Source organism: Pseudomonas sp. LBUM1662 (assembly GCF_059695915.1).
The window spans coordinates 1,247,118-1,267,260 of record NZ_CP166793.1 but is presented as its reverse complement, the minus strand read 5'-3'; the positions used below and the strand labels follow the sequence as shown (position 1 = coordinate 1,267,260).

Genomic DNA, 20,143 nt, shown 5'->3' with positions numbered 1-20,143 from the left:
CATGCTCTGATCACAGAGAGTGCCGCTCTAAAGCGCTTCTTACAAGCAGACGACGAAGGGACGTTAAACCTTGCGGGTTCCAGCTAGTCTGAAGAGTAAGCCGTACAACGGCTTGCCGCCGACCATTGGCGGACACTCACACCGCCTGCCACGAGCAGGAGCGAAATGAGGTTTTTATGAAAATCCGCGAACTTGCCCAGCATTGGGAAGAAAACGCAAAAGGTCGCCTGACCGACACCGGTTACAGGATTCATCTGGACATGGAAGCAGCCGCACGGCTGGCGGCGATTACCGAGATGTACCCCAAACGCCAGCCCGAAGAACTGCTTGGCGAGCTGATCGGCGCCGCGCTGGAAGAGCTCGAAAAGAGCTTTCCCTACGTGAAAGGATCGACCGTGGTGGCCACCGATGAAGAAGGTGATCCGCTGTACGAAGACGTCGGCCCGACCCCGCGTTTCCTCGCGTTGTCCCGTCGTCACTTGCACGACTTGTCTTCCGGTGACGACAAGCAGAAACATTGATTCCCCACTGAACCCTGTGGGAGCGGCTTGCTCGCGAAGAGGCCGTATCAGTTGATAAAAATGTTGACTGACACACCGCCTTCGCGAGCAAGCCCGCTCCCACATTGACCTGCGTACCCCCTTCAATAATTGCGTATCCCGAGCCTTTAAAAGGTCGGGTATACCGCTGCACATCGCCAAAGTTCCCGATTTAGAGCCTTGTCCGTTCGGTCAAAGTATTTTCGGGCGATAGGCCATCTTCTCTGAACTTTTGAAAAACCCCTCGGGTCACAGCCAGTAACCACGCCTGGGACGGCCGTTTCAAAACACCCCCGGAAATCGACGGTTACGGCTCCTTGCCCAGCATGGATTTTTAAGTTTTTCAGGAGTTATACCAATGGAGTTGAAGACCATGAAGATCAGCACTGCCAAGACCTCGTTCAATCACCTGCGCGGTTTGAAACTGGCTGCTTTGGCAATCGGCAGCAGCTTCGTACTGGCCGGTTGTGCCGGCAATCCGCCGACCGAGCAATTCGCCGTGACCCAATCCGCTGTGAATGGCGCCGTCAGCGCCGGCGGTACCGAGTTTGCTGCCGTGGAAATGAAGTCCGCGCAAGACAAGCTCAAACAAGCCGAAATCGCCATGCATGACAAGAAGTATGCCGAGGCCAAAGTGCTGGCCGAGCAAGCTGAGTGGGACGCTCGTGTGGCTGAACGCAAAGCTCAGGCGATGAAAGCCGAACAGGCTGTGAAGGACTCTCAGAAAGGGGTTCAGGAACTGCGTCAGGAAAGCCAGCGCACCGTGCAGTAAGCGCGCATCCCGATACCAGACTTGAAGCTCTTATCGATAGAAAGGACGAATTATTATGCGTAAACAATTGATGATCCCCGCTCTCCTGGCCGCAAGCGTTGCACTGGCTGCCTGCTCCACCCCGCCTAACGCGAACCTGGAACTGGCCCGCACCAACTACAGCGGCCTGCAAGCCAACCCGCAAGCCAGCAAAGTCGCGGCACTGGAAACCAAAGACGCCAGCGATTACCTGGACAAGGCCGACAAGGCTTATCTGGACAAGAAAGATCCGAACGAGGTCGATCAACTGGCCTACCTGACCAATCAGCGTGTTGAAGTGGCGAAGCAGACCATCGCTCTGCGCACCGCTGAAGCCAATCTGAAAAACGCAGCCGCGCAACGTGCCCAGGCGCGTCTCGATGCTCGCGATCAGCAGATCAAGCAGTTGCAGGACAGCCTGAACGCCAAGCAGACCGATCGCGGTACGCTGGTGACCTTCGGTGACGTGCTGTTCGCCACCGACCGTGCTGACCTGAAATCCAGCGGTCTGGTGAACATCAACAAACTGGCGCAGTTCCTTCAGGAAAACCCTGATCGCAAAGTGATCGTCGAAGGCTACACCGACAGCACTGGTAGCGCAGGCCACAACCAGTCGCTGTCCGAGCGTCGTGCCGGTTCCGTGCGCACCGCACTGGTGAAGATGGGCGTTGATCCAGCGCGCATCGTTGCCCAGGGTTATGGCAAGGAATACCCGGTTGCTGAAAACACCAGCACCTCGGGTCGTGCGATGAACCGTCGTGTGGAAGTGACCATTTCCAACGACAACCAGCCAGTGATCCCGCGTTCGGCTATCAGCTCGAACTAAGCTTCGCCTGCTGAAACACAAAAGCCCCGCCTGAGTCGATCAGGTGGGGCTTTTTTTAAAGATCAAAAGATCGCAGCCTCGTTGCACTCGACAGCTCCTACATTGGAATGCGTTCCCCTGTAGGAGCTGTCGAGTGCAACGAGGCTGCGATCTTTTCAGCCGCGCTACGGTTGCAGTTTCTGCGGGGTTTCCTCGCCCATGCAGCGCACGGCTTTTTTCTTGCTGTTGACCAGTACACCGGTCAGGCCTTTCTGTTCAGTGTCGAACATCACCAGCACGCCATCGATGCACTGGGCCACTTGCGGCGCCGGCTCCAGGGAGACTTTGTAGTCTTCGCCCGGCACGGTCTTGAGCATGGTGAAGTCGCTGAGCAGCAGCGCATCTTCGGGTTTGGCGAAGTGCAGGTAGCCGTAGTACCACAAGGCGCCAACAGTGCCGAGGATGCTGCAGATACCGGTGATGATCAGCGGGATAGCGTTACGTTCTTCACTCATTGCGGACTCTCTGAGGGTTCATCTTCTGAATTCGGGGGTGCCGGGTAATTGGGGATTTCACCCAGGCGGCGCAGGCCGTTGAAGTGCTGCGGATCGTCGAGATAACGCAGCATGACCTTGCGCCAGACCGGGTCGGCAAAGGTCTGCACATGACCGCCACGGGTCAGTTGCAGCACTCGCGGCGGCGGCGCAGCTTGATACAGACGGATGCCGTTGGAAAGGGGCACGATCGGATCGTCGATGCTGTGGTAGATCAGTTTCGGCACGCCGTTGAGCTGCGCCATGGAATTGATCGCGCTGTCGCCGTCCGGCACCAGCCATGAAAGCGGCACCTGGAACGCCCAGGTCAGCCAGGAATTGCTCAGGGCGAACTGGCCGATGCTGCGGTAACTGGCGGGCACGCCGTCGAGGACGAAAGCCTTGAGTTGTTTCTGGCGTTCCGGATGCTGAACCAGGTAATGCACGGCCATCGAACCGCCAAGGCTCTGGCCGAGCAGGATCAACGGCTTGCCTTTGACCTCCGGCGCCTGATCGAGCCACTTGAACGCGGCGTCGATGTCCTGATAAATCGCCGGCAGGCTCGGTTCACCTTCGGATAACCCGTATCCGCGATAGTCGATCAGCAGCACTTGATAGCCTTCCTCCGGCAACCACCAACTGCCGCCCAGATGCATCGGCAGATTGCCGCCGTTGCCGTGCAGGTGCAGCACCGTGCCTTTGACCTCGACACCTTTTTTCGCCGGCAGCCACCAAGCGTTCAGCCTGAGGCCATCGGCGGTGGTGAGGGTCACTTCGCGGTATTCGAGCTTGGCCTTTTCCGGGGTGAACAGCTGACCGGGTTCGGGGTAGAACAGCAGCGAGCTGCAACCGCTCAAGGTCAGGAGAAGGCAGAGGATGCCGAGGATTCTCATCCGTTGAAACCTCGCAGAGATGGAGTGGGAAAGCACCGCGAACCTGTAGGAGCGAGGCTTGCCCGCGAAGGCGGTTTAACATTCAACATCTATGTTGACTGACATATCGACTTCGCGGGCAAGCCTCGCTCCTACAGGTCTTGTGGTGATCACAAAATATTGGAGTAATCCGCTTCGATCCGGTCCAGGCTCAGGTGGTTGAGGAAGTTGGAGAAGCACATCCACGCCGACAGTGCGTTCAGGTCGCGGAACTGATCCGGCAAATACTTCGGCGGCACCACCAGCCCTTCATCCACCAACTGGCGCAAGGTGCGCATGTCTTCCAGCGTGGTCTTGCCGCAAAACAGCAGCGGAATCTGCTCAAGCTTGCCTTTACGCACGGCCAACTGAATGTAGTTGTAAACCATGATAAAGCCCTTGAGGTAGGACAAGTCTTTGGTAAATGGCAGCCCGGTCGGTATCGAACCACGGAACACCCGGCTGGCATTGCCGTAGCTTTCAGCCATTTCAAAACCTTGCTCGCGGAAGAACTCGAAGACCTGCAGGAAGTCCGCTCCCTCCTCCACCATGTGAATGGCCCGGGTGCGGTTGGTCAGCTTGCGCAGGCGGCTCGGGTAAGAGGCGAAGGTGATGATTTCCATCAGGATCGCCAGGCCTTCCTGGGTCACCGTCGACGACGGCGGGCCTTTGGACAGGAAGGTGCAGATCGGCTGGTTCAACCCGTTGAGCGTGGTGCCGACATGCACCAGCCCTTCATGCACTTCCAGGGCGCGCACGTCACGTTCGTTGAACATCGCGTCGGTGCGGATCTTGATGTAGTCGGCACCAGCCGCCGCATCGGCCACGATGCCGTCGGACTCGAACACCCGAATGGTTTCCTCGGCTTCGCCAAACACTTTGCTCAAGCGGGTTTGCAACAGATGCACGGCATCCTTGGCGGTGAGGATTTTCGGCTCGTCCTTCAGGTCACCGCGGCCATCGATGTTGTTCAGGTAATCGGAGAGCATCAGGCCGAGGTCGGACAGGGTCGGGTCGCCGGCGTGGAACGCGTCGGACGCAGCGCCATACAGCTCCTGGGAAATCAGCCCGAAATCCTCGGTGCCGCGCGCTTCGAGCATGCGCACCACCATCCGGTATTCCTTGCACATGCGCCGCATGATCTGGCCGACCGGGTTGAACTGGCCGAGCTGACGGGTGATGTCACGCTCGATGTTCTGGAACTCCAGCTTCACTTTGCTGGAGTCAAACGACAGCGGCCGATTGAGGTAATAGTCGCGGTCCACGGCCGGCATTTCCTTGCCCTTGGCCTTGAGGAAACCCTTGCGGATGTTGTCGTCCCACTTGACCGCATCGAGGACGCGGATCGGCGTCTGCGCCAGCACAATGCGATCGGACAAAATGCGTATCGTCTGCTGGTAATCGTCCACCCGAAACTCCTGTAGAAAAACCGTTTACGTGCTGGATTTATTTGGTTTTGGCCAGGCGCTGATAGCGCACCGCCTCGACGAAGACATCGGAATTGGCCGGATCATCGAGGTAGGCAAAGACCTGGTCCATGCTGTTGTTGATCAAGACGCCGTTGCCATCATCGGTCGCGAAGCCTTCGCCACTCAGAACTTTTTGCCCGAGGGCTTGATTGATCTGCTCGAGATCGAGGTTGTAGACCACCAATTCATGCTTATCGGTGAGTTCAAAACCGGCAATCGTGAAATGCCCGCCGAACTGCGCCGGGACCTTCGCCGACAAGTACCAGCGGTTGCCATGGCGCGACACCGTAAAGGGGTAGGCTTCACGCTCTTTGGGTTTGGCCTTGAAGTAGCTGACCGCCTGATAGCGATTGTCGCCCAGACGCGTCAGCTCCAGGTTCATCGGTTCGCCCCAGGCGTTGGTGCTGGTCCATTTGCCCAGTAAACCTTTGGGCGCGGGGTCGCTGGCGGGCAGTGGGTCCTTGAAGGTCACCAGACAGCCACTGAGCAGCAGGAACGACAAGGCGATCACAACGACACGCCAGGCTTTCATTCAACACTCCCTATGAACACACGCAGCCCCGGATGGTCATCGAACCTGTAGGAGCGAGGCTTGCCCGCGATGGCGATATGTCAGTCAACATAGATGTTGAATGTTAAGCCGCCTTCGCGGGCAAGCCTCGCTCCTACAGGGTCGCGGTGCACCCCGGAATCACACCGACGCCAATACCAGGTGCATGTAGCGATTGAGGATACCGAGCATTTCAGCTTCGGCGACAGGCTCGGCGTCGTTGAGCAGGCCCTGATATTCCATCCGTCCGATAATCGCCGTCAACACCTTGGCATCCTGTTGCGGTTCGCGCGAACCCAATACCTGGAAAAGCTGGCACGTACCCTGTAGCAGAATCTGTTGATGCGAGCGTACCAACAGCGCCAGGCGCGGGTTCAGCAACGCTTCCTGACGGAACGCCTGTTCGGCCATCAAGTGTTCGCGGCGATTGATCAGTTGCCGGTGCACATAGTCCGCCATCAACCGCGCAATGTCGTCGGCCAGTTGCGAGCGCGACTCAGGGCTGCCGTCGCCGCTGACCACCATCTCGCGCAGCAGGCCCTCGTTGTTCACCCACAGCTTGGCCATGAACGCGGCACTGCGTTCGACGTATTGGGCGAAGGTATCGGTGAGCAAGTCATCGATATCCTTGAAGTAGTACGTGGTGGCCGACAGCGGCACGCCGGCCTCTGCGGCTACCGCACGGTGACGCACGGCCCGCACGCCATCTCGCACGACAATGCGCATCGCCGCATCGAGAATATCCTGTCGACGCTGCTCGCTGCCCTGTCGGCTGGCCTTGCGACCTTGGTACTGAACGCTTTCAGCGACCGCAGTGGCGACGCCCGCTGCACCTTCTTGAGCAATTGCACGGTTCACGACAGGTATTCCTCTCTTACTTCAAAAGTAACCATTTGATACGTTTGTACCAGACAGGCAATAAAAAGCCGCCTGTTATAGGCGGCTTTTTTATTGAAACACTTACGCTTGCGGCCGCATGTGCGGGAACAGGATCACGTCGCGGATCGACGGTGAGTTGGTCAGCAACATCACCAGACGGTCGATGCCGATCCCTTCACCGGCCGTTGGCGGCATGCCGTACTCCAGCGCGCGAACGAAGTCGGCGTCGTAGTGCATGGCTTCGTCGTCGCCCGCGTCCTTGTCGGCTACCTGAGCCATGAAGCGCTCGGCCTGGTCTTCCGCGTCGTTCAACTCGGAATAGGCGTTGGCGATTTCACGGCCACCGATGAACAGTTCAAAACGGTCGGTGACGTTCGGGTTCTCGTCGTTACGACGGGCCAGCGGCGACACTTCGAACGGGTACTGAGTGATGAAATGCGGCTGCTCCAGCTTGTGCTCGACCAGTTCTTCGAAAATCATCACCTGCAATTTGCCCAGACCTTCGAAGCCCAGCACCTTGGCGCCGGCCTTCTTGGCGATGGCGCGAGCCTTCTCGATGTCGGTCAGGTCGTCAGCGGTCAGCTCGGGGTTGTACTTGAGGATCGAGTCGAACACCGACAGACGCACGAACGGTTCGCCGAAGTGGAACACTTTGTCGCCGTAAGGCACGTCGGTGCTGCCCAGAACCAGCTGCGCCAGTTCGCGGAACAGTTCTTCGGTCAGGTCCATGTTGTCTTCGTAGTCGGCGTACGCCTGGTAGAACTCCAACATGGTGAATTCCGGGTTGTGACGAGTCGAAACGCCTTCGTTACGGAAGTTGCGGTTGATCTCGAACACTTTCTCGAAGCCGCCAACCACCAGGCGCTTCAAGTACAGCTCAGGCGCGATACGCAGGAACATTTCCATGTCCAGCGCGTTGTGGTGCGTCTCGAACGGCTTGGCCGCCGCGCCGCCAGGAATGGTTTGCAGCATTGGCGTTTCGACTTCGAGGAAGTCGCGCTTCATCAGGAAGCTGCGGATGTGCGCAATCACTTGCGAACGCACGCGGAAGGTCTGGCGCACCTCTTCGTTGACGATCAGGTCAACGTAGCGCTGACGGTAGCGCTGTTCGGTGTCGGTCAGGCCGTGGTGCTTGTCCGGCAGCGGGCGCAGCGACTTGGTCAGCAGGCGCACTTCAGTCATTTCAACGTACAGGTCGCCTTTGCCGGAACGGGCCAGGGTGCCAACGGCGGCAATGATGTCGCCCATGTCCCAGGTTTTCACCGAGGCCAGGGTTTCTTCGGACAGGGTTTTACGGTTGACGTAGACCTGAATGCGCCCGGTCATGTCTTGGATCACCATGAACGAGCCACGGTTGAGCATGATGCGACCGGCAACCTTGACCGGGATCGCAGCCTCTGCCAGCTCTTCCTTGGTCTTTTCCGCGTATTTCTTCTGCAGTTCTTCGCAGTAGTTTTCGCGGCGGAAGTCGTTGGGGAAGGCATTGCCCTTGGCGCGCTCGGCAGCAAGCTTTTCCTTGCGCAGGGCGATCAGGGAGTTTTCTTCCTGTTGCAGGGCTTGCGGGTCGAGTTGTAGGTCGCTCATGTCTTTAAAAATTCCATCACGGGTTCGTTGCCCCTGCCTTGCGGCAGGGTTCGCGGGCAAGCCTCGCTCCTACAGGGTCGTGGTGACCCTGTAACGCGTGCCTTTACAGCCCTTGTTTCAGGCTCGCCACCAGGTATTCGTCGATATCGCCGTCCAGTACCTTGTCGCAGTCACTGCGTTCGATGTTAGTGCGCAAATCCTTGATTCGCGACGCATCGAGCACGTAAGAGCGAATCTGGTGACCCCAGCCGATGTCCGACTTGGTGTCTTCCAGGGCCTGGGAGGCGGCGTTGCGTTTCTGCACTTCCTGCTCGTACAAGCGCGCCCGCAACATTTTCATCGCGGTGTCTTTGTTGGCGTGCTGGGAGCGTTCGTTCTGGCAACTGACCACGGTGTTGGTCGGTACGTGAGTAATACGTACGGCCGAGTCGGTGGTGTTTACGTGCTGACCACCGGCACCCGAGGAGCGGTAGGTGTCGATGCGCAGGTCCGACGGGTTGATGTCGATTTCGATGTTGTCATCGATTTCCGGCGACACGAACACGGCCGAGAACGAGGTGTGGCGACGGTTGCCGGAGTCGAACGGGCTCTTGCGCACCAGACGGTGCACGCCGATCTCGGTGCGCAGCCAGCCAAAGGCGTATTCGCCCTTGATGTGGACCGTGGCGCCCTTGATCCCGGCGACTTCACCGGCGGACAGCTCCATGATGGTCGCGTCGAAACCGCGTTTGTCAGCCCAGCGCAGGTACATGCGCAGCAGGATGTTGGCCCAGTCCTGGGCTTCGGTACCGCCGGAGCCGGCCTGGATGTCCAGGTAGGCGTTGTTGGCGTCCATCTCACCGCTGAACATGCGACGGAATTCGAGTTTTTCCAGCGACTCGCGCAGGCGCTCGACTTCGGCAGCGACGTCATCGACGGCGGCCTGGTCTTCTTCTTCGGCGGACATCAGCAGCAAATCTTTGGCGTCGGCCAGACCGCTGTGCATTTCGTCGAGGGTTTCGACGATCTGAGCCAGCAGCGACCGCTCGCGGCCCAGTTCCTGAGCGTACGACGGGTTGTTCCAGACAGCCGGATCTTCAAGCTCGCGATTGACTTCAGTCAGACGCTCATGCTTTTGATCGTAGTCAAAGATACCCCCGAATAGTTTCGGAGCGCTCGGACAGGTCCTTGATACTGTTAAGGATCGGGTTGATTTCCATGGCGGGCAGCACTCGTTGGCGAACTTTTGAAAGCCGGCGAGTATAACGTAATCAAGCTGTCACGGCAGCCCGCCTGGCGGCTTTAGGGGCGAATGGATTGAGGTTATTTGCCTGGCTTGAGATCGTTCCCCTCACCCTAACCCTCTCCCCAGAGGGTAGAGGGGACTGACCGAGTTGTTCTTAGAGTTACATCGACCTGAAATTCCGAGTCGAACTCAGGCTTTGAAAAGCTTGAAGATCTGCTCCCTTTCCCCCTCTCCCCCCTGGGGAGAGGGCTGGGGTGAGGGGTGGATTCAAGCCGCAGCACAAAATCCCAACCAATCCTCACTCAATGCCGACCTGATTACGCCCATTGTTCTTCGCCAGGTACAGCCCCTTGTCCGCCGCCGAGATCAGTTGCCGGCAATCGCTGCCCGGCTGCGGGATCATGGTCGACAGGCCGATGCTGATGGTCAGGCTTGAGCCTTCGCTGGGGAAAATGTGCGGAATTTTCAGCGCCTCCACGGTCATGCGGAGTTTTTCCGCCACCAGTCGTGCGCCGCCCGGCGTGGTGTTGGGCAGCACCAGGACAAACTCCTCACCCCCGTAACGGGCCGGCAGGTCCGAAGGTCGGGCGCTCGCATCGCGAATCGCGGTGGCGACTTTACGCAGGGCTTCGTCGCCTTCGAGGTGGCCAAAGCTGTCGTTGTAGGACTTGAAGTAGTCGACATCGATCATCAGCAGCGACAACTGGCTTTGATCGCGCAGCGAACGGCGCCATTCCAGTTCCAGGTATTCGTCGAAGTGCCGGCGGTTCGACAGCCCGGTCAAGCCGTCGGAGTTCATCAGCCGTTGCAGCACCAGGTTGGTGTCGAGCAACTGCTGCTGGCTGACCCGCAACGCGCGGTAGGCGGCATCGCGCTGCAACAGCGTCATGTAGGACCGCGAGTGATAGCGAATGCGCGCCACCAGTTCGATGTTGTCCGGCAGCTTGACCAGATAATCATTGGCCCCGGCCGCAAACGCCGCGCTCTTGATCAGCGGGTCTTCCTTGGTCGACAGGACAATGATCGGGATGTTCTTGGTCGCAGGATGGTTGCGGTATTCACGCACCAGGCTCAGGCCATCCAGCCCAGGCATTACCAAATCCTGCAGGATCACCGTCGGTTTGATGCGGATCGCCTGCGCAATGGCCTGGTGCGGGTCGGCGCAGAAGTGGAAGTCGATATTGTCTTCGTTCGACAACCCGCGGCGTACCGCCTCCCCGATCATTGCCTGATCGTCCACCAACAACACCATGGCGGCGTTTTCGTCGGTCTTGAAGTCGTCGAGCTGTAAGTCAGTCATGTGCGGTCACCTGAATACTGCTTGGGCCAGGATTGCTGCGAAAAGTCTTCATTTTGGGAAAATCTCCAGCAATCGTGGCGCTATCTTGTCCAGTGGGCGTACTTCCACGGCGGCATCAATGGCCGCTGCCGCTTTCGGCATTCCGTAAACCGCACTGCTTTGTTGGTCCTGAGCGATGGTCAGGTAACCCTGTTGGCGCATGAGTTTAAGCCCCTGCGCACCGTCCCGCCCCATGCCGGTGAGCAAAACCCCCACGGCATCGCCGTTCCAGTAACTGGCCACGCTCTCGAAAAACACATCGATCGAGGGCCGATAGATCTCGTTGACCGGATCGGCGGTATAGGCCAGCGTGCCGTTTTTCAGCAAGCGAATATGGTGGTTGGTGCCGGCCAGCAACACCGTGCCGGCCTGCGGGGGCTCGCCTTCCTGGGCCAGGCGCACCTTCAGGCCGCTGGCGCTGCTGAGCCATTCGGCCATGCCGGCGGCGAACACCTGGTCCACATGCTGCACCAGCACGATCGCGGTCGAAAAATCCTGTGGCAGGCCCTTGAGCAAAACTTCCAGCGCTGCCGGGCCACCTGCGGACGAGCCGATCGCGACCAGACGCTGGCGCGAAGCCGAACTGCGCAGCGGACTGGGGGCCGGTCGTTCGCGATTGCCCTTGTCACCAATCAGCCAGCCAATGTTCATGATCTTGCGCAACAACGGCGCCGCCGCCTCTTGGGCATTGCCGGCACCGATGGCCGGGGTGTCGACCACGTCCAGCGCGCCGTGGCCCATGGCCTCGAACACCCGGTGCACGTTCTGCTGACGGTCGACCGTGACAATGACGATGGCACAAGGCGTCTCGGCCATGATCCGCCGGGTAGCCTCCACGCCGTCCATCACCGGCATGATCAGGTCCATCAGGATCAGGTCCGGGGTATTTTCGGCGCAACGTTGCACCGCCTCGGCGCCATTGCTGGCAACCCAGACCACTTCATGCGCCGGTTCGAATGCCAGGGCGCGGCGCAGAGCCTCCACCGCCATGGGCATATCGTTGACGATCGCTATTTTCATGCCCGCGCTCCTCCGATGAGCTCAACCACTGCATCAAGCAGGGCGTCGTCATGAAAACTGGCTTTGGCTAGATAATAGTCGGCTCCGGCGTCCAGTCCACGACGACGGTCCTCTTCGCGATCTTTATAGGACACCACCATAACCGGCAGCGATTGCAGGCGATTGTCCTGGCGCAACAAAGACACCAGTTCGATGCCGTCCATGCGCGGCATATCAATGTCAGTGATCAGCAGATCAAAATCCTCCGAACGCAGGGCGTTCCAGCCATCCATACCGTCGACCGCCACGGCCACGTCGTAACCGCGATTGAGCAACAACTTGCGCTGCAACTCGCGAACGGTCAACGAATCGTCGACCACCAGAATCCGTTTGCGAGCCGCCTCTACCGCCTGGTTGCCCTGGCGGGCAATCCGCTCCAGACGCCCGGTGTTGAGCAGTTTGTCCACCGAGCGCAGCATGTCTTCAACGTCGACGATCAGCACCACCGACCCGTCGTCGAGCAAAGCCCCGGCGGAAATGTCCTGCACCTTGCCCAGACGTTCGTCCAGCGGCAAAACGACCAGCGTTCGCTCGCCGATGAATCGCTCGACCGCCACACCGTAAATCGCCTCGCGCTCGCGGATCACCACGACTTTCAGGGTTTGCTGGCTGCTCGGGCTCGCCGGACGCTGCAACAGCTGACTGGCAGCGACCAGCCCGACATGCCGGCCTTCGTGCCAGAAGTGCTGACGCCCTTCGACCTGAACGATGTCCTCCGGCGCCAGGTCGCACATGCGTTCGATGTGCGCCAGCGGAAACGCGTACGCCTCGTCACCGACCTCCACCACCAGACTGCGCACCACCGACAACGTCAGCGGCACTTCGAGGTGAAAACGGCTGCCCTCGCCCGCCGTCTGCTCCAGCACCACCGCACCGCGCAACTGACGGACCATGTGCTGAACCGCATCGAGGCCGACGCCGCGCCCGGACACTTCGGTGACCGTGTCGCGCAGGCTGAAACCCGGCAGAAACAGGAACGTCAGCAGCTCTTCTTCGCTCAACTGGGCAGCGGTTTCGGCCGGGGACAGTTGCCGCGCGATGATGCTGCGGCGGACCTTTTCCAGGTCGACACCGTGACCGTCATCGCTCAACTCCAGCACCAACAACCCGGCTTGATGTGAGGCGCGCAGACGAATCAGACCTTCTTCAGGTTTACCGGCCAGCAGACGTTGTTCGGGGGACTCGATGCCGTGATCGACGGCATTGCGCAGCAAGTGCGTCAGCGGTGCCTCGAGTTTTTCCAGGACGTCACGATCCACCTGGGTTTTCTCGCCCTCGATCTCCAGCCGCACCTGTTTACCGAGGCTGCGTCCGAGGTCGCGGACCATACGCACTTGCCCGCCCAACACGTCGGCAAACGGCCGCATGCGACAGGCCAGCGCGGTGTCGTACAACACCTGCGCCCGTTGACTGGCTTGCCAGGCAAACTCATCCAGTTCGGCGTTTTTTTCCACCAGCACTTGCTGCGCCTCGGCCAGCAGTCGCCGGGCATCGCTCAGGGCCTCCTGGGCTTCGAGGCTCAAGGCATGTTCCTTGAGATGCACGTTGAGATTTTCCAGCGCCCGCAGGCCATTGTTCTGCATGCGCTTGAGGCGTTGCATCGTGGCCAGGTGCGGCTTGAGTCGCTGGGTTTCCACCAAGGATTTGCTCGACAGGTCGAGCAGGCTGTTCAAGCGTTCAGCCGTGACGCGCAGCACCCGTTCGCCAGTATCGGTGGTGCGCCGGGTCCTTTTCGCGGGTTCTGCGGGTGGCGGCTCGGCGACCGGAATCAGGGCTTCGACCGTTGGCGCGAGCGCTTCAGGCTCCGGTTCGGACTCGGCCATGAACGGGGCGATCGGCGTGCTGATCGGCATGGCCAGCGCCAGCGGATCCAGCAACCGCGCCATCAACGCCACATAGGCCTCGATATCCGCCGGCCCGGGATTGTTATTGGGCGTCGCAATGCGCATCAGCAAATCGGTGCCTTGCAACAAGGCGTCGATGTGCTCTGGCCGCAAGTACAGGCGCCCTTCCTGCGCGCTGACCAGGCAATCTTCCATCACATGCGCGACGCTGACGCCGGCATCAACCCCGACAATCCGCGCCGCGCCCTTGAGCGAGTGAGCCGCGCGCATGCACGATTCGAGGTGATCGGCCTGGGTCGGATCGCGTTCAAGCGCCAGAAGCCCTGCGCTCAGCACCTGGGTCTGGGCCTCGGCTTCGAGGCTGAACAGCTCCAGCAACGAGGCGTCGCGCATTTGCTCGGGGGTCATGTGAGGCTCCGGGTCACGGCGGACAACAGCTGTTCTTCATCCAGCCAACGCAGGCTGCGACCTTTGAATGGCAACACGCCCCGGGTGTATCTGGCACTGGCCTGGGTGCCGGATTGCGATGCGGCATCGAGGATGCGTTCGTCGATGGCGTGAATCCCGTCCACTTCATCCACCGGCACCACCACCGGCCCGCCGTGGGCGGCGATGATCAACATCCTCGGCATCACGCGCGCGCCGGAGGCCACGCTGCCGGTGTCATCGAGGCCGAGCAGTTCCACCAGCGACAGGCACGCCACCAACGCACCGCGCACGTTCGCCACGCCAAGCAGGGCCCGGGAGCGCTGGTGCGGCAACGAGTGAATCGCTTGCAGCGGCGCCACTTCCACCAGGCTGCGGGTGGCCAGGCCCAGCCATTCTTCGCCGAGACGGAACATCAGCAACGAACGGGTTTTTACGTCGATTTCGACCGCTGCCGAGACTTGCTGGCGATCGTCCTGTTGCAAGGCGTAACGGTCGAGCAAGCGCGTGGCCGCGGCGGAATACACCGCGCAGTTGCGGCAGTGAATGTGTTCGATCAGCAGCGGGCAGGACTTGTCGCCGTGGATCCCGATACGGTTCCAGCAGTCGTCGATGGCCTGGGCATCTTCATGGGTGACGCTCAAGGTGTCGGAGACGTTCATCGTTTACGCTCACTGTCGGCGGCGCGCTCGCTGCGGGCGGCGCGGTCCTGCAATCGTTTCGCACCCGCCGTGTCGCCCTGGGATTGCAGCAAGGCGGCCAGGTGCATCAAAGCGTCGGGATGTTGCGGTTCGAGATACAACGCCTTGCGATAAAAACCCTGGGCTTCGAGGACTCTGCCGGCGACATCGCTGAGCAGCCCCAGCCAGTAAAACACCTGGGCCACCGGTTCGTGACTGCGCAAATAACTTTCGCAGGCCGCGCGGGCGTCGGCGCTTTTGCCTTCGTTGGCCAGCGCGGCGATGTTCGCCAGCAGCGCGGCCGCGTCCGGATTAGCCGTTTTCGGGGTGTTGGCGAGTGGCGCGACGGCAGTGAACGGGCGATTGCGTATCGGCGGCGGTGTCACGCTGCGCACCGGTTGGCGCACGGGCAGCGGTGTCGGCACGAAGACCGGCACAGGCTCAGGCGCGCTTTTTCGGCTGAACGCAAAAGACTGCGGGATGCCAATCGAGCGCATACCGAAACGGCCGAGCAGATTGCCTTCGGCCGGGCCGATAAACAAAACGCCATCGACATGCGTCAGACGTTTGAGTACTTCGAAGACTTGCTGCTGAGTGGGCAGATCGAAATAGATCAGCAGGTTGCGGCAGAACACAAAATCATAGGGTGGCTCGCTGGCCAGCAAGGCCGGATCGAGCAGATTGCCGACCTGCAAACGCACCTGTTCCAGCACCCGTTCGCTGAGGCGATAGCCGTCTTCTTCGGCACTGAAATGCCGCTCGCGAAACTCGATGTCCTGGCCTCGAAACGAATTCTTGCCGTACAGCGCACGCCTGGCTTTTTCCACCGACAGCGGGCTGACGTCCATGCCTTCGACCTTGAACTGATGCGGCTTGAGCCCGGCATCGAGCAAGGCCATGGCAATGGAGTACGGCTCCTCGCCCGTGGAACACGGCAGGCTGAGTATCCGCAGCGCGCGCATATGGTTGATGTCGGCCAAGCGCTGGATCGCCAGTTTCGCCAGGGTGGCGAAGGATTCCGGGTAGCGGAAAAACCAGGTTTCGGGAACGATCACCGCTTCGATCAACGCCTGCTGTTCGTCCTGCGAACCTTGCAACGTGTGCCAATACTCATCCGCCGTCAGCGCCTTGGAGGCCGTGCTGCGCTGGCGCACCGCGCGCTCGATGATCGCCGGGCCCACCGACGTCACGTCGAGGCCGATGCGTTCCTTGAGAAAATCGAAAAAACGCTGATCGCTGCTCATGGCCGCTCCTCAAGCAGCGCCATGTCCAGGGGAGGCGAAGGAAACAGCAGCGCGCGCACCTGATCGTCAAGCAGATCGGCCACCCGCACCCATTGCAGCAACCCTTGGGCATCTTCACGGACCGGCCCCAGGTAAGGCGCCTGGCGATTGTCCAGGCCATAGGGTTTAAAGTCCGCCGGGTTGCAGCGCAAGGTGTCGGTGGCTTGCTCCAGGATCAGCCCGAGCAACTGCGCAGGTGTGTCCTCATCCGGCCAATAGTGCACCAGCACCAGCCGCGTGCTGGTGCGGGCTTGCGCCGGTTCGCCAAACGTCAGCGCGCTGAGGTCGATCACCGGCACCACCGCGCCGCGATAAGCGAAGACACCCGAGACCCAGTCCGGGGCCTTGACAATCGGCTTCAATGGCAGACGCGGCAGCACCTCGGCCACTTCGCGCGCTTGCAAGGCAAACCGCTCGTTGCCGATGCGGAACAGCAGAAACAATGCGTGCTTGGCCGGCATCACCGCGCCGCGCTTGACCACAAGTTCGCTCATCAGACTTTGAATCGCGAAACGCCGCCCCGCAGCCCTACGGCCACCTGGCTCAGCTCGTCAATGGCGAAACTGGCCTGGCGCAGGGACTCGACGGTCTGGCTGCTGGCATCGCCCAACTGCACCAGCGCGTGGTTGATCTGTTCGGCGCCAGTCGCTTGCGCCTGCATGCCTTCGTTGACCATCAACACCCGCGGCGCCAGCGCCTGAACCTGGTGGATGATCTGCGACAGCTGCTCGCCGACCTGCTGCACTTCGGACATGCCGCGGCGCACTTCTTCGGAGAACTTGTCCATGCCCATGACCCCGGCCGACACCGCCGACTGGATCTCACGGACCATCTGCTCGATGTCGTAGGTGGCGACGGCGGTCTGGTCCGCCAGACGCCGTACTTCGGTGGCGACCACCGCAAACCCGCGACCGTATTCGCCAGCCTTTTCGGCTTCGATAGCCGCGTTCAGCGACAACAGGTTGGTCTGGTCGGCGACTTTGACGATGGTCACCACCACCTGATTGATGTTGCCGGCCTTCTCGTTGAGGATCGCCAGTTTGGCGTTGACCAGATCGGCCGCGCCCATCACCGAGTGCATGGTTTCTTCCATCCGCGCCAGGCCTTGCTGACCGGAACCGGCCGCTACCGAGGCTTGATCGGCGGCGGTAGAAACTTCGGTCATGGTGCGCACCAGATCGCGCGAGGTGGCCGCGATTTCACGGGACGTCGCACCGATTTCGGTGGTGGTGGCAGCGGTTTCGGTGGCGGTAGCTTGTTGTTGCCTGGAGGTCGCGGCGATCTCGGTCACCGACGTGGTGACCTGGACAGAGGAGCGCTGGGCCTGGGACACGAGCGAAGTGAGTTCGGTCATCATGTCGTTGAAGCCGGTTTCCACGGCACCGAATTCGTCTTTGCGCTCCAGGTTCAGGCGCCCGCTGAGGTCGCCGGTGCGCATGATTTCGAGGATCTGCACAATCCGGTTCATCGGCGCCATGATTGCGCGCATCAGCAGCAAACCGCAGAGGCCGGCGGCTAACACCGCGACCAGCAGGGAAATGCCCATGATCACTTTCGCGGTGATCACGGCGTCATCGATGTTCGCGATGTCCTGATCGGCCACCGCTTTGTTTTCACGGATGATGTCATTGAGCTTCATGCGACCTGCGGTCCAGGCCGGGGTCAGTTGCTCGTTGAACAGTTTGATGGCGTCGGCTTCCTGATTGCGCTTGTGCAAGTCGAGCACGGCCGCCAGGACCTTGTTGTAATCGTCATGGAGCTTTTCAAAAACGGCGTATTCGACCTTGTCTTCGTCCGTGGTGACGGTGGCCTGGTAGTTCTTCATCTGCTCCTGCAAGCGCGCCTCGAAGTTTTTGAAGCTGTCAGCTTCTTCAGCGCTGTAGCCCTGCCCCTCTTTCAGACCGAGCATTTCCTGGGTTCGAAGGTAGCTGTCGACCCAGGCGCTGCGAACCATCGAGCTGTAATACAACCCGGGCAACGCGTCCTCACGCACACTGGCTTCGCTGGTTTCAATCTTCAACAGCCGCGAATACGAGACGATGACCATCAGCAACATGATGGCAATAATCACCGCAAAGCTCGCCAAGATGCGTTGGCGCAACGTCCAGTTCTTCACAGTCAGTCCTCGGGGCGGTTCAAATGCTGCGAAGTATAGCTGAGGGTGTTTCATTTATAAGACGAGGGTTTCCCGGTTCTCGGCCTCAGGGGAGAAAACGGTGGCAGAGCCTTTGGGTTGGGCTTTGCGTTGGATCGGGTGGAGTAGATTGGCCATCGGAAGATGGTGAGGCTTGGGACGCCTTCGCGGGCAAGCCTCGCTCCTACAAGTTCAGCGCAGTACCTGTGGGAGCGAGCGGGCGGCGATCCGACTTGCCCGCGAAAGCGATCTTGAACCTTACAGGGAAGCCTGCCGCACCTGCTTCTCCAGCTCCGCCTTCAACCCAGGTTCCAGCTTCAACTGCCGCGCCAGTTCATCGAGGTAGGACTTCTCCATGAAGCTCTCCTCATCCACCAGCATCACGCTGGCGATGTACATCTCGGCAGCCATTTCCGGGGTGCTGGCCGCGCGGGCGACTTCGGTCGGGTCGAGCGGCTTGCTGAGTTCGGCGTGCAGCCACTGCTGCAATTCCTGATCGTTATCGAGCTTGGTGAATTCACCCTCGATCAGCGCACGCTCGCGATCATCAACGTGACCGTCAGCCTTGGCTGCGGCGACCAGCGCCTTGAGAATCGCCTGACTGTGCAACTCGACCTGCGCGGGCGGCAGACGATCGAGTGTCTGCGGCTCAGTCTTCGGCGCAGTGCCCTGCTGGGCCTGCCAGTTGCCATACGCTTTGTAAGCAATGACGCCGAGCGCCGCGAGGCCGCCGTAGATGGCGACTTTGCCGCCGACATTGCGGGCCTTTTTGCTGCCGAGCAACAAGCCCATGGCGCCCGCCGCCAGTGCACCACCGCCCGCACCGGAGAGCAACCCACCGAGCCCACCCGAACCACCACCGCCGCCGCCGAGCAAACCGCCCAAGCCACCGCTGGATGACTTGTTTTGATTGCCGCCGGCCTTGTTCTGCATCAGGTCCTGACCGGACTTGAGTAGTTGATCGAGCAATCCACGCGTATTCATTTTGCCGCCTCCACGAAAGGGGTTAACCGGACACTTAAGGCCACCAGCCTAGAACGAAAGTGCCCGGCGACCGGGGACGAGAGTGCTTCTGGATGTTGCCTGGAAAAACATAGCTATCGATTAAAGCGATATACACTCAGGCGAATCTATAAAAACCGCCCTCCGGGTAATTCCCCATGATGACCTTGCGTCAGATTCGTCACTTCATTGCCGTGGCCGAGACCGGCTCGATCTCCGCCGCCGCGCAAACCGCGTTCATTTCCCAGTCGACATTGACCCTGGCGATCCAGCAACTGGAAGAGGAGATCGGCGTTGGCCTGTTCAACCGACACGCCAAGGGCATGAGCCTGACCCACCAGGGTCATCAATTCCTGCGCCAGGCGCACCTGATTCTGGCCACGGTGGACAACGCCAAACGCAGCCTGCAACAAAGCACCGACCAGGTCGCCGGCCAGTTGATCATCGGCGTGACCAGTCTCGTTGCCGGTTACTACCTCGCGGATTTGCTCACTCGCTTCCAGCGCGCCTATCCCAACGTCGAGATCCGGGTGATGGAGGATGAACGCCCGTATATCGAGCATTTGCTGGTCAGCGGCGAGATCGATGTCGGTGTATTGATCCTTTCCAACCTCGAAGACCGCCACGCCTTGCAAACCGAAGTGTTGACTCATTCGCCCCATCGGCTGTGGCTGCCGGCTCAGCATCCGCTACTGGAACACGACAGCATCAACCTCGCCGACGTGGCCCGTGAACCGTTGATTCAGCTCAACGTCGATGAAATGGACCGCAACGCCCACCGCATGTGGTGCGGCGCCGGCCTGCAACCGCGCATCACCCTGAAAACCGCGTCGACGGAAGCTGTTCGAAGCCTGGTGGCCGCGGGACTTGGCGTATCGATCCAGCCCGACATGACCTACCGCCCCTGGTCACTGGAGGGCGACATCATCGAAGCGCGCCCCATCGCAGACCTGAGCCAAACCCTCGACGTCGGCCTGGCCTGGCGCCGTGGCACCGCGCGCCCGGCGTTGGTGGATCCATTTTTGACCGTCGCCCGCGAGCAACCCCACGGCGGGCGCAAGCCATCTATTTAATCGAACGCCACCTTCAGT

General features: G+C 60.3%; 19 protein-coding genes. 4 read left to right on the top strand and 15 right to left on the bottom strand.

Annotation, left to right across the window (positions count from 1 at the left end; translation table 11 throughout):
* Positions 1-176 precede the first annotated feature (176 nt).
* From ACA049_RS05540 to lptF, 3 genes are all read left to right on the top strand, one after another.
* The gene (locus ACA049_RS05540) at positions 177-521 is read left to right on the top strand and encodes a pilin assembly protein (protein WP_094468905.1); all 345 of its coding nucleotides are present in this window, start codon (positions 177-179) and stop codon (positions 519-521) included.
* Between the two features lie 376 nt (positions 522-897).
* Entirely contained in the window at positions 898-1,311 is a 414-nt protein-coding gene (locus ACA049_RS05535; protein ID WP_094468906.1) for a DUF4398 domain-containing protein, read from the top strand.
* Positions 1,312-1,366: 55 nt separating this feature from the next.
* On the top strand, positions 1,367-2,155 hold the full coding sequence (lptF, locus tag ACA049_RS05530) for a lipotoxin F family OmpA-related lipoprotein LptF (RefSeq protein ID WP_497333754.1): 789 nt from the start codon (positions 1,367-1,369) through the stop codon (positions 2,153-2,155).
* A 164-nt stretch (positions 2,156-2,319) separates the two neighbouring features.
* On the opposite strand, the gene ACA049_RS05525 is transcribed toward lptF, so the two are convergent.
* The 15 genes from ACA049_RS05525 to ACA049_RS05455 all read right to left on the bottom strand — a co-directional run bounded on the left by ACA049_RS05525 (position 2,320) and on the right by ACA049_RS05455 (position 19,034).
* Entirely contained in the window at positions 2,320-2,649 is a 330-nt protein-coding gene (locus ACA049_RS05525) for a PA3694 family proteiin (protein ID WP_497333752.1), read from the bottom strand.
* Positions 2,646-3,560: an alpha/beta hydrolase gene (locus tag ACA049_RS05520; RefSeq protein WP_497333750.1), complete on the bottom strand. Its 915-nt coding sequence runs from the start codon at positions 3,558-3,560 to the stop codon at positions 2,646-2,648. The genes ACA049_RS05525 and ACA049_RS05520 overlap by 4 nt, the downstream gene beginning before the upstream one ends.
* 149 nt (positions 3,561-3,709) lie before the next feature.
* On the bottom strand, positions 3,710-4,987 hold the full coding sequence (locus ACA049_RS05515) for a flavohemoglobin expression-modulating QEGLA motif protein (RefSeq protein ID WP_497333748.1): 1,278 nt from the start codon (positions 4,985-4,987) through the stop codon (positions 3,710-3,712).
* Positions 4,988-5,024: 37 nt separating this feature from the next.
* Positions 5,025-5,579, bottom strand: coding sequence for a hypothetical protein (locus tag ACA049_RS05510; RefSeq protein ID WP_497333746.1), 555 nt, complete (start codon positions 5,577-5,579; stop codon positions 5,025-5,027).
* A gap of 159 nt (positions 5,580-5,738) precedes the next feature.
* The gene (locus ACA049_RS05505; RefSeq protein ID WP_438662621.1) at positions 5,739-6,455 is read right to left on the bottom strand and encodes a TetR/AcrR family transcriptional regulator; all 717 of its coding nucleotides are present in this window, start codon (positions 6,453-6,455) and stop codon (positions 5,739-5,741) included.
* 102 nt (positions 6,456-6,557) lie between these two features.
* Positions 6,558-8,060, bottom strand: coding sequence for a lysine--tRNA ligase (gene lysS, locus ACA049_RS05500; RefSeq protein WP_497333744.1), 1,503 nt, complete (start codon positions 8,058-8,060; stop codon positions 6,558-6,560).
* Positions 8,061-8,163: 103 nt separating this feature from the next.
* Positions 8,164-9,259 (bottom strand): peptide chain release factor 2 gene (gene prfB, locus ACA049_RS05495; protein WP_102593528.1). Its coding sequence is split into 2 segments (ribosomal slippage): positions 8,164-9,186 and positions 9,188-9,259, totalling 1,095 coding nucleotides; the frame shifts between segments, so codons are not numbered across the junction.
* A 324-nt stretch (positions 9,260-9,583) separates the two neighbouring features.
* Positions 9,584-10,585, bottom strand: coding sequence for a diguanylate cyclase domain-containing protein (locus ACA049_RS05490; protein WP_497333742.1), 1,002 nt, complete (start codon positions 10,583-10,585; stop codon positions 9,584-9,586).
* Positions 10,586-10,633: 48 nt separating this feature from the next.
* Complete coding sequence (locus ACA049_RS05485; RefSeq protein ID WP_497333740.1) at positions 10,634-11,644, bottom strand: chemotaxis response regulator protein-glutamate methylesterase; 1,011 nt, start codon at positions 11,642-11,644, stop codon at positions 10,634-10,636.
* The gene (locus ACA049_RS05480) at positions 11,641-13,935 is read right to left on the bottom strand and encodes a hybrid sensor histidine kinase/response regulator (protein ID WP_497333738.1); all 2,295 of its coding nucleotides are present in this window, start codon (positions 13,933-13,935) and stop codon (positions 11,641-11,643) included. Before ACA049_RS05480 ends, ACA049_RS05485 begins: the two co-directional genes overlap by 4 nt.
* A complete protein-coding gene (locus ACA049_RS05475; protein ID WP_497333736.1) occupies positions 13,932-14,615 on the bottom strand; it encodes a chemotaxis protein CheW in 684 nt (227 codons plus the stop codon). Before ACA049_RS05475 ends, ACA049_RS05480 begins: the two co-directional genes overlap by 4 nt.
* Positions 14,612-15,877: a CheR family methyltransferase gene (locus ACA049_RS05470; RefSeq protein ID WP_497333734.1), complete on the bottom strand. Its 1,266-nt coding sequence runs from the start codon at positions 15,875-15,877 to the stop codon at positions 14,612-14,614. Before ACA049_RS05470 ends, ACA049_RS05475 begins: the two co-directional genes overlap by 4 nt.
* A complete protein-coding gene (locus ACA049_RS05465) occupies positions 15,874-16,410 on the bottom strand; it encodes a chemotaxis protein CheW (RefSeq protein WP_497333732.1) in 537 nt (178 codons plus the stop codon). The genes ACA049_RS05470 and ACA049_RS05465 overlap by 4 nt, the downstream gene beginning before the upstream one ends.
* Positions 16,410-18,032 (bottom strand): methyl-accepting chemotaxis protein, encoded by a 1,623-nt coding sequence (locus ACA049_RS05460; RefSeq protein WP_497333730.1) that lies wholly within the window; start codon positions 18,030-18,032, stop codon positions 16,410-16,412. Before ACA049_RS05460 ends, ACA049_RS05465 begins: the two co-directional genes overlap by 1 nt.
* A 276-nt stretch (positions 18,033-18,308) precedes the next feature.
* Positions 18,309-19,034 (bottom strand): tellurite resistance TerB family protein, encoded by a 726-nt coding sequence (locus tag ACA049_RS05455; RefSeq protein WP_497333728.1) that lies wholly within the window; start codon positions 19,032-19,034, stop codon positions 18,309-18,311.
* A gap of 176 nt (positions 19,035-19,210) precedes the next feature.
* Between ACA049_RS05455 and ACA049_RS05450 the strand changes: the two genes are divergently transcribed.
* Positions 19,211-20,125 carry a LysR family transcriptional regulator gene (locus tag ACA049_RS05450; RefSeq protein ID WP_094468922.1) on the top strand — a complete coding sequence of 305 codons (915 nt, stop codon included), beginning with the start codon at positions 19,211-19,213 and terminating at the stop codon, positions 20,123-20,125.
* The last annotated feature ends 18 nt before the right edge of the window (positions 20,126-20,143 follow it).

Coding starts and splice junctions, on each gene's coding strand:
- ACA049_RS05465 (WP_497333732.1), bottom strand. CDS start 16,410: ATGAGCGAACTTGTGGTCAAGCGCGGCGCGGTGATGCCGGCCAAGCAC.
- lysS (WP_497333744.1), bottom strand. CDS start 8,060: ATGAGCGACCTACAACTCGACCCGCAAGCCCTGCAACAGGAAGAAAAC.
- ACA049_RS05475 (WP_497333736.1), bottom strand. CDS start 14,615: ATGAACGTCTCCGACACCTTGAGCGTCACCCATGAAGATGCCCAGGCC.
- ACA049_RS05525 (WP_497333752.1), bottom strand. CDS start 2,649: ATGAGTGAAGAACGTAACGCTATCCCGCTGATCATCACCGGTATCTGC.
- ACA049_RS05520 (WP_497333750.1), bottom strand. CDS start 3,560: ATGAGAATCCTCGGCATCCTCTGCCTTCTCCTGACCTTGAGCGGTTGC.
- ACA049_RS05450 (WP_094468922.1), top strand. CDS start 19,211: ATGATGACCTTGCGTCAGATTCGTCACTTCATTGCCGTGGCCGAGACC.
- lptF (WP_497333754.1), top strand. CDS start 1,367: ATGCGTAAACAATTGATGATCCCCGCTCTCCTGGCCGCAAGCGTTGCA.
- ACA049_RS05540 (WP_094468905.1), top strand. CDS start 177: ATGAAAATCCGCGAACTTGCCCAGCATTGGGAAGAAAACGCAAAAGGT.
- ACA049_RS05535 (WP_094468906.1), top strand. CDS start 898: ATGGAGTTGAAGACCATGAAGATCAGCACTGCCAAGACCTCGTTCAAT.
- ACA049_RS05455 (WP_497333728.1), bottom strand. CDS start 19,034: ATGAATACGCGTGGATTGCTCGATCAACTACTCAAGTCCGGTCAGGAC.
- ACA049_RS05470 (WP_497333734.1), bottom strand. CDS start 15,877: ATGAGCAGCGATCAGCGTTTTTTCGATTTTCTCAAGGAACGCATCGGC.
- ACA049_RS05480 (WP_497333738.1), bottom strand. CDS start 13,935: ATGACCCCCGAGCAAATGCGCGACGCCTCGTTGCTGGAGCTGTTCAGC.
- ACA049_RS05485 (WP_497333740.1), bottom strand. CDS start 11,644: ATGAAAATAGCGATCGTCAACGATATGCCCATGGCGGTGGAGGCTCTG.
- ACA049_RS05490 (WP_497333742.1), bottom strand. CDS start 10,585: ATGACTGACTTACAGCTCGACGACTTCAAGACCGACGAAAACGCCGCC.
- ACA049_RS05510 (WP_497333746.1), bottom strand. CDS start 5,579: ATGAAAGCCTGGCGTGTCGTTGTGATCGCCTTGTCGTTCCTGCTGCTC.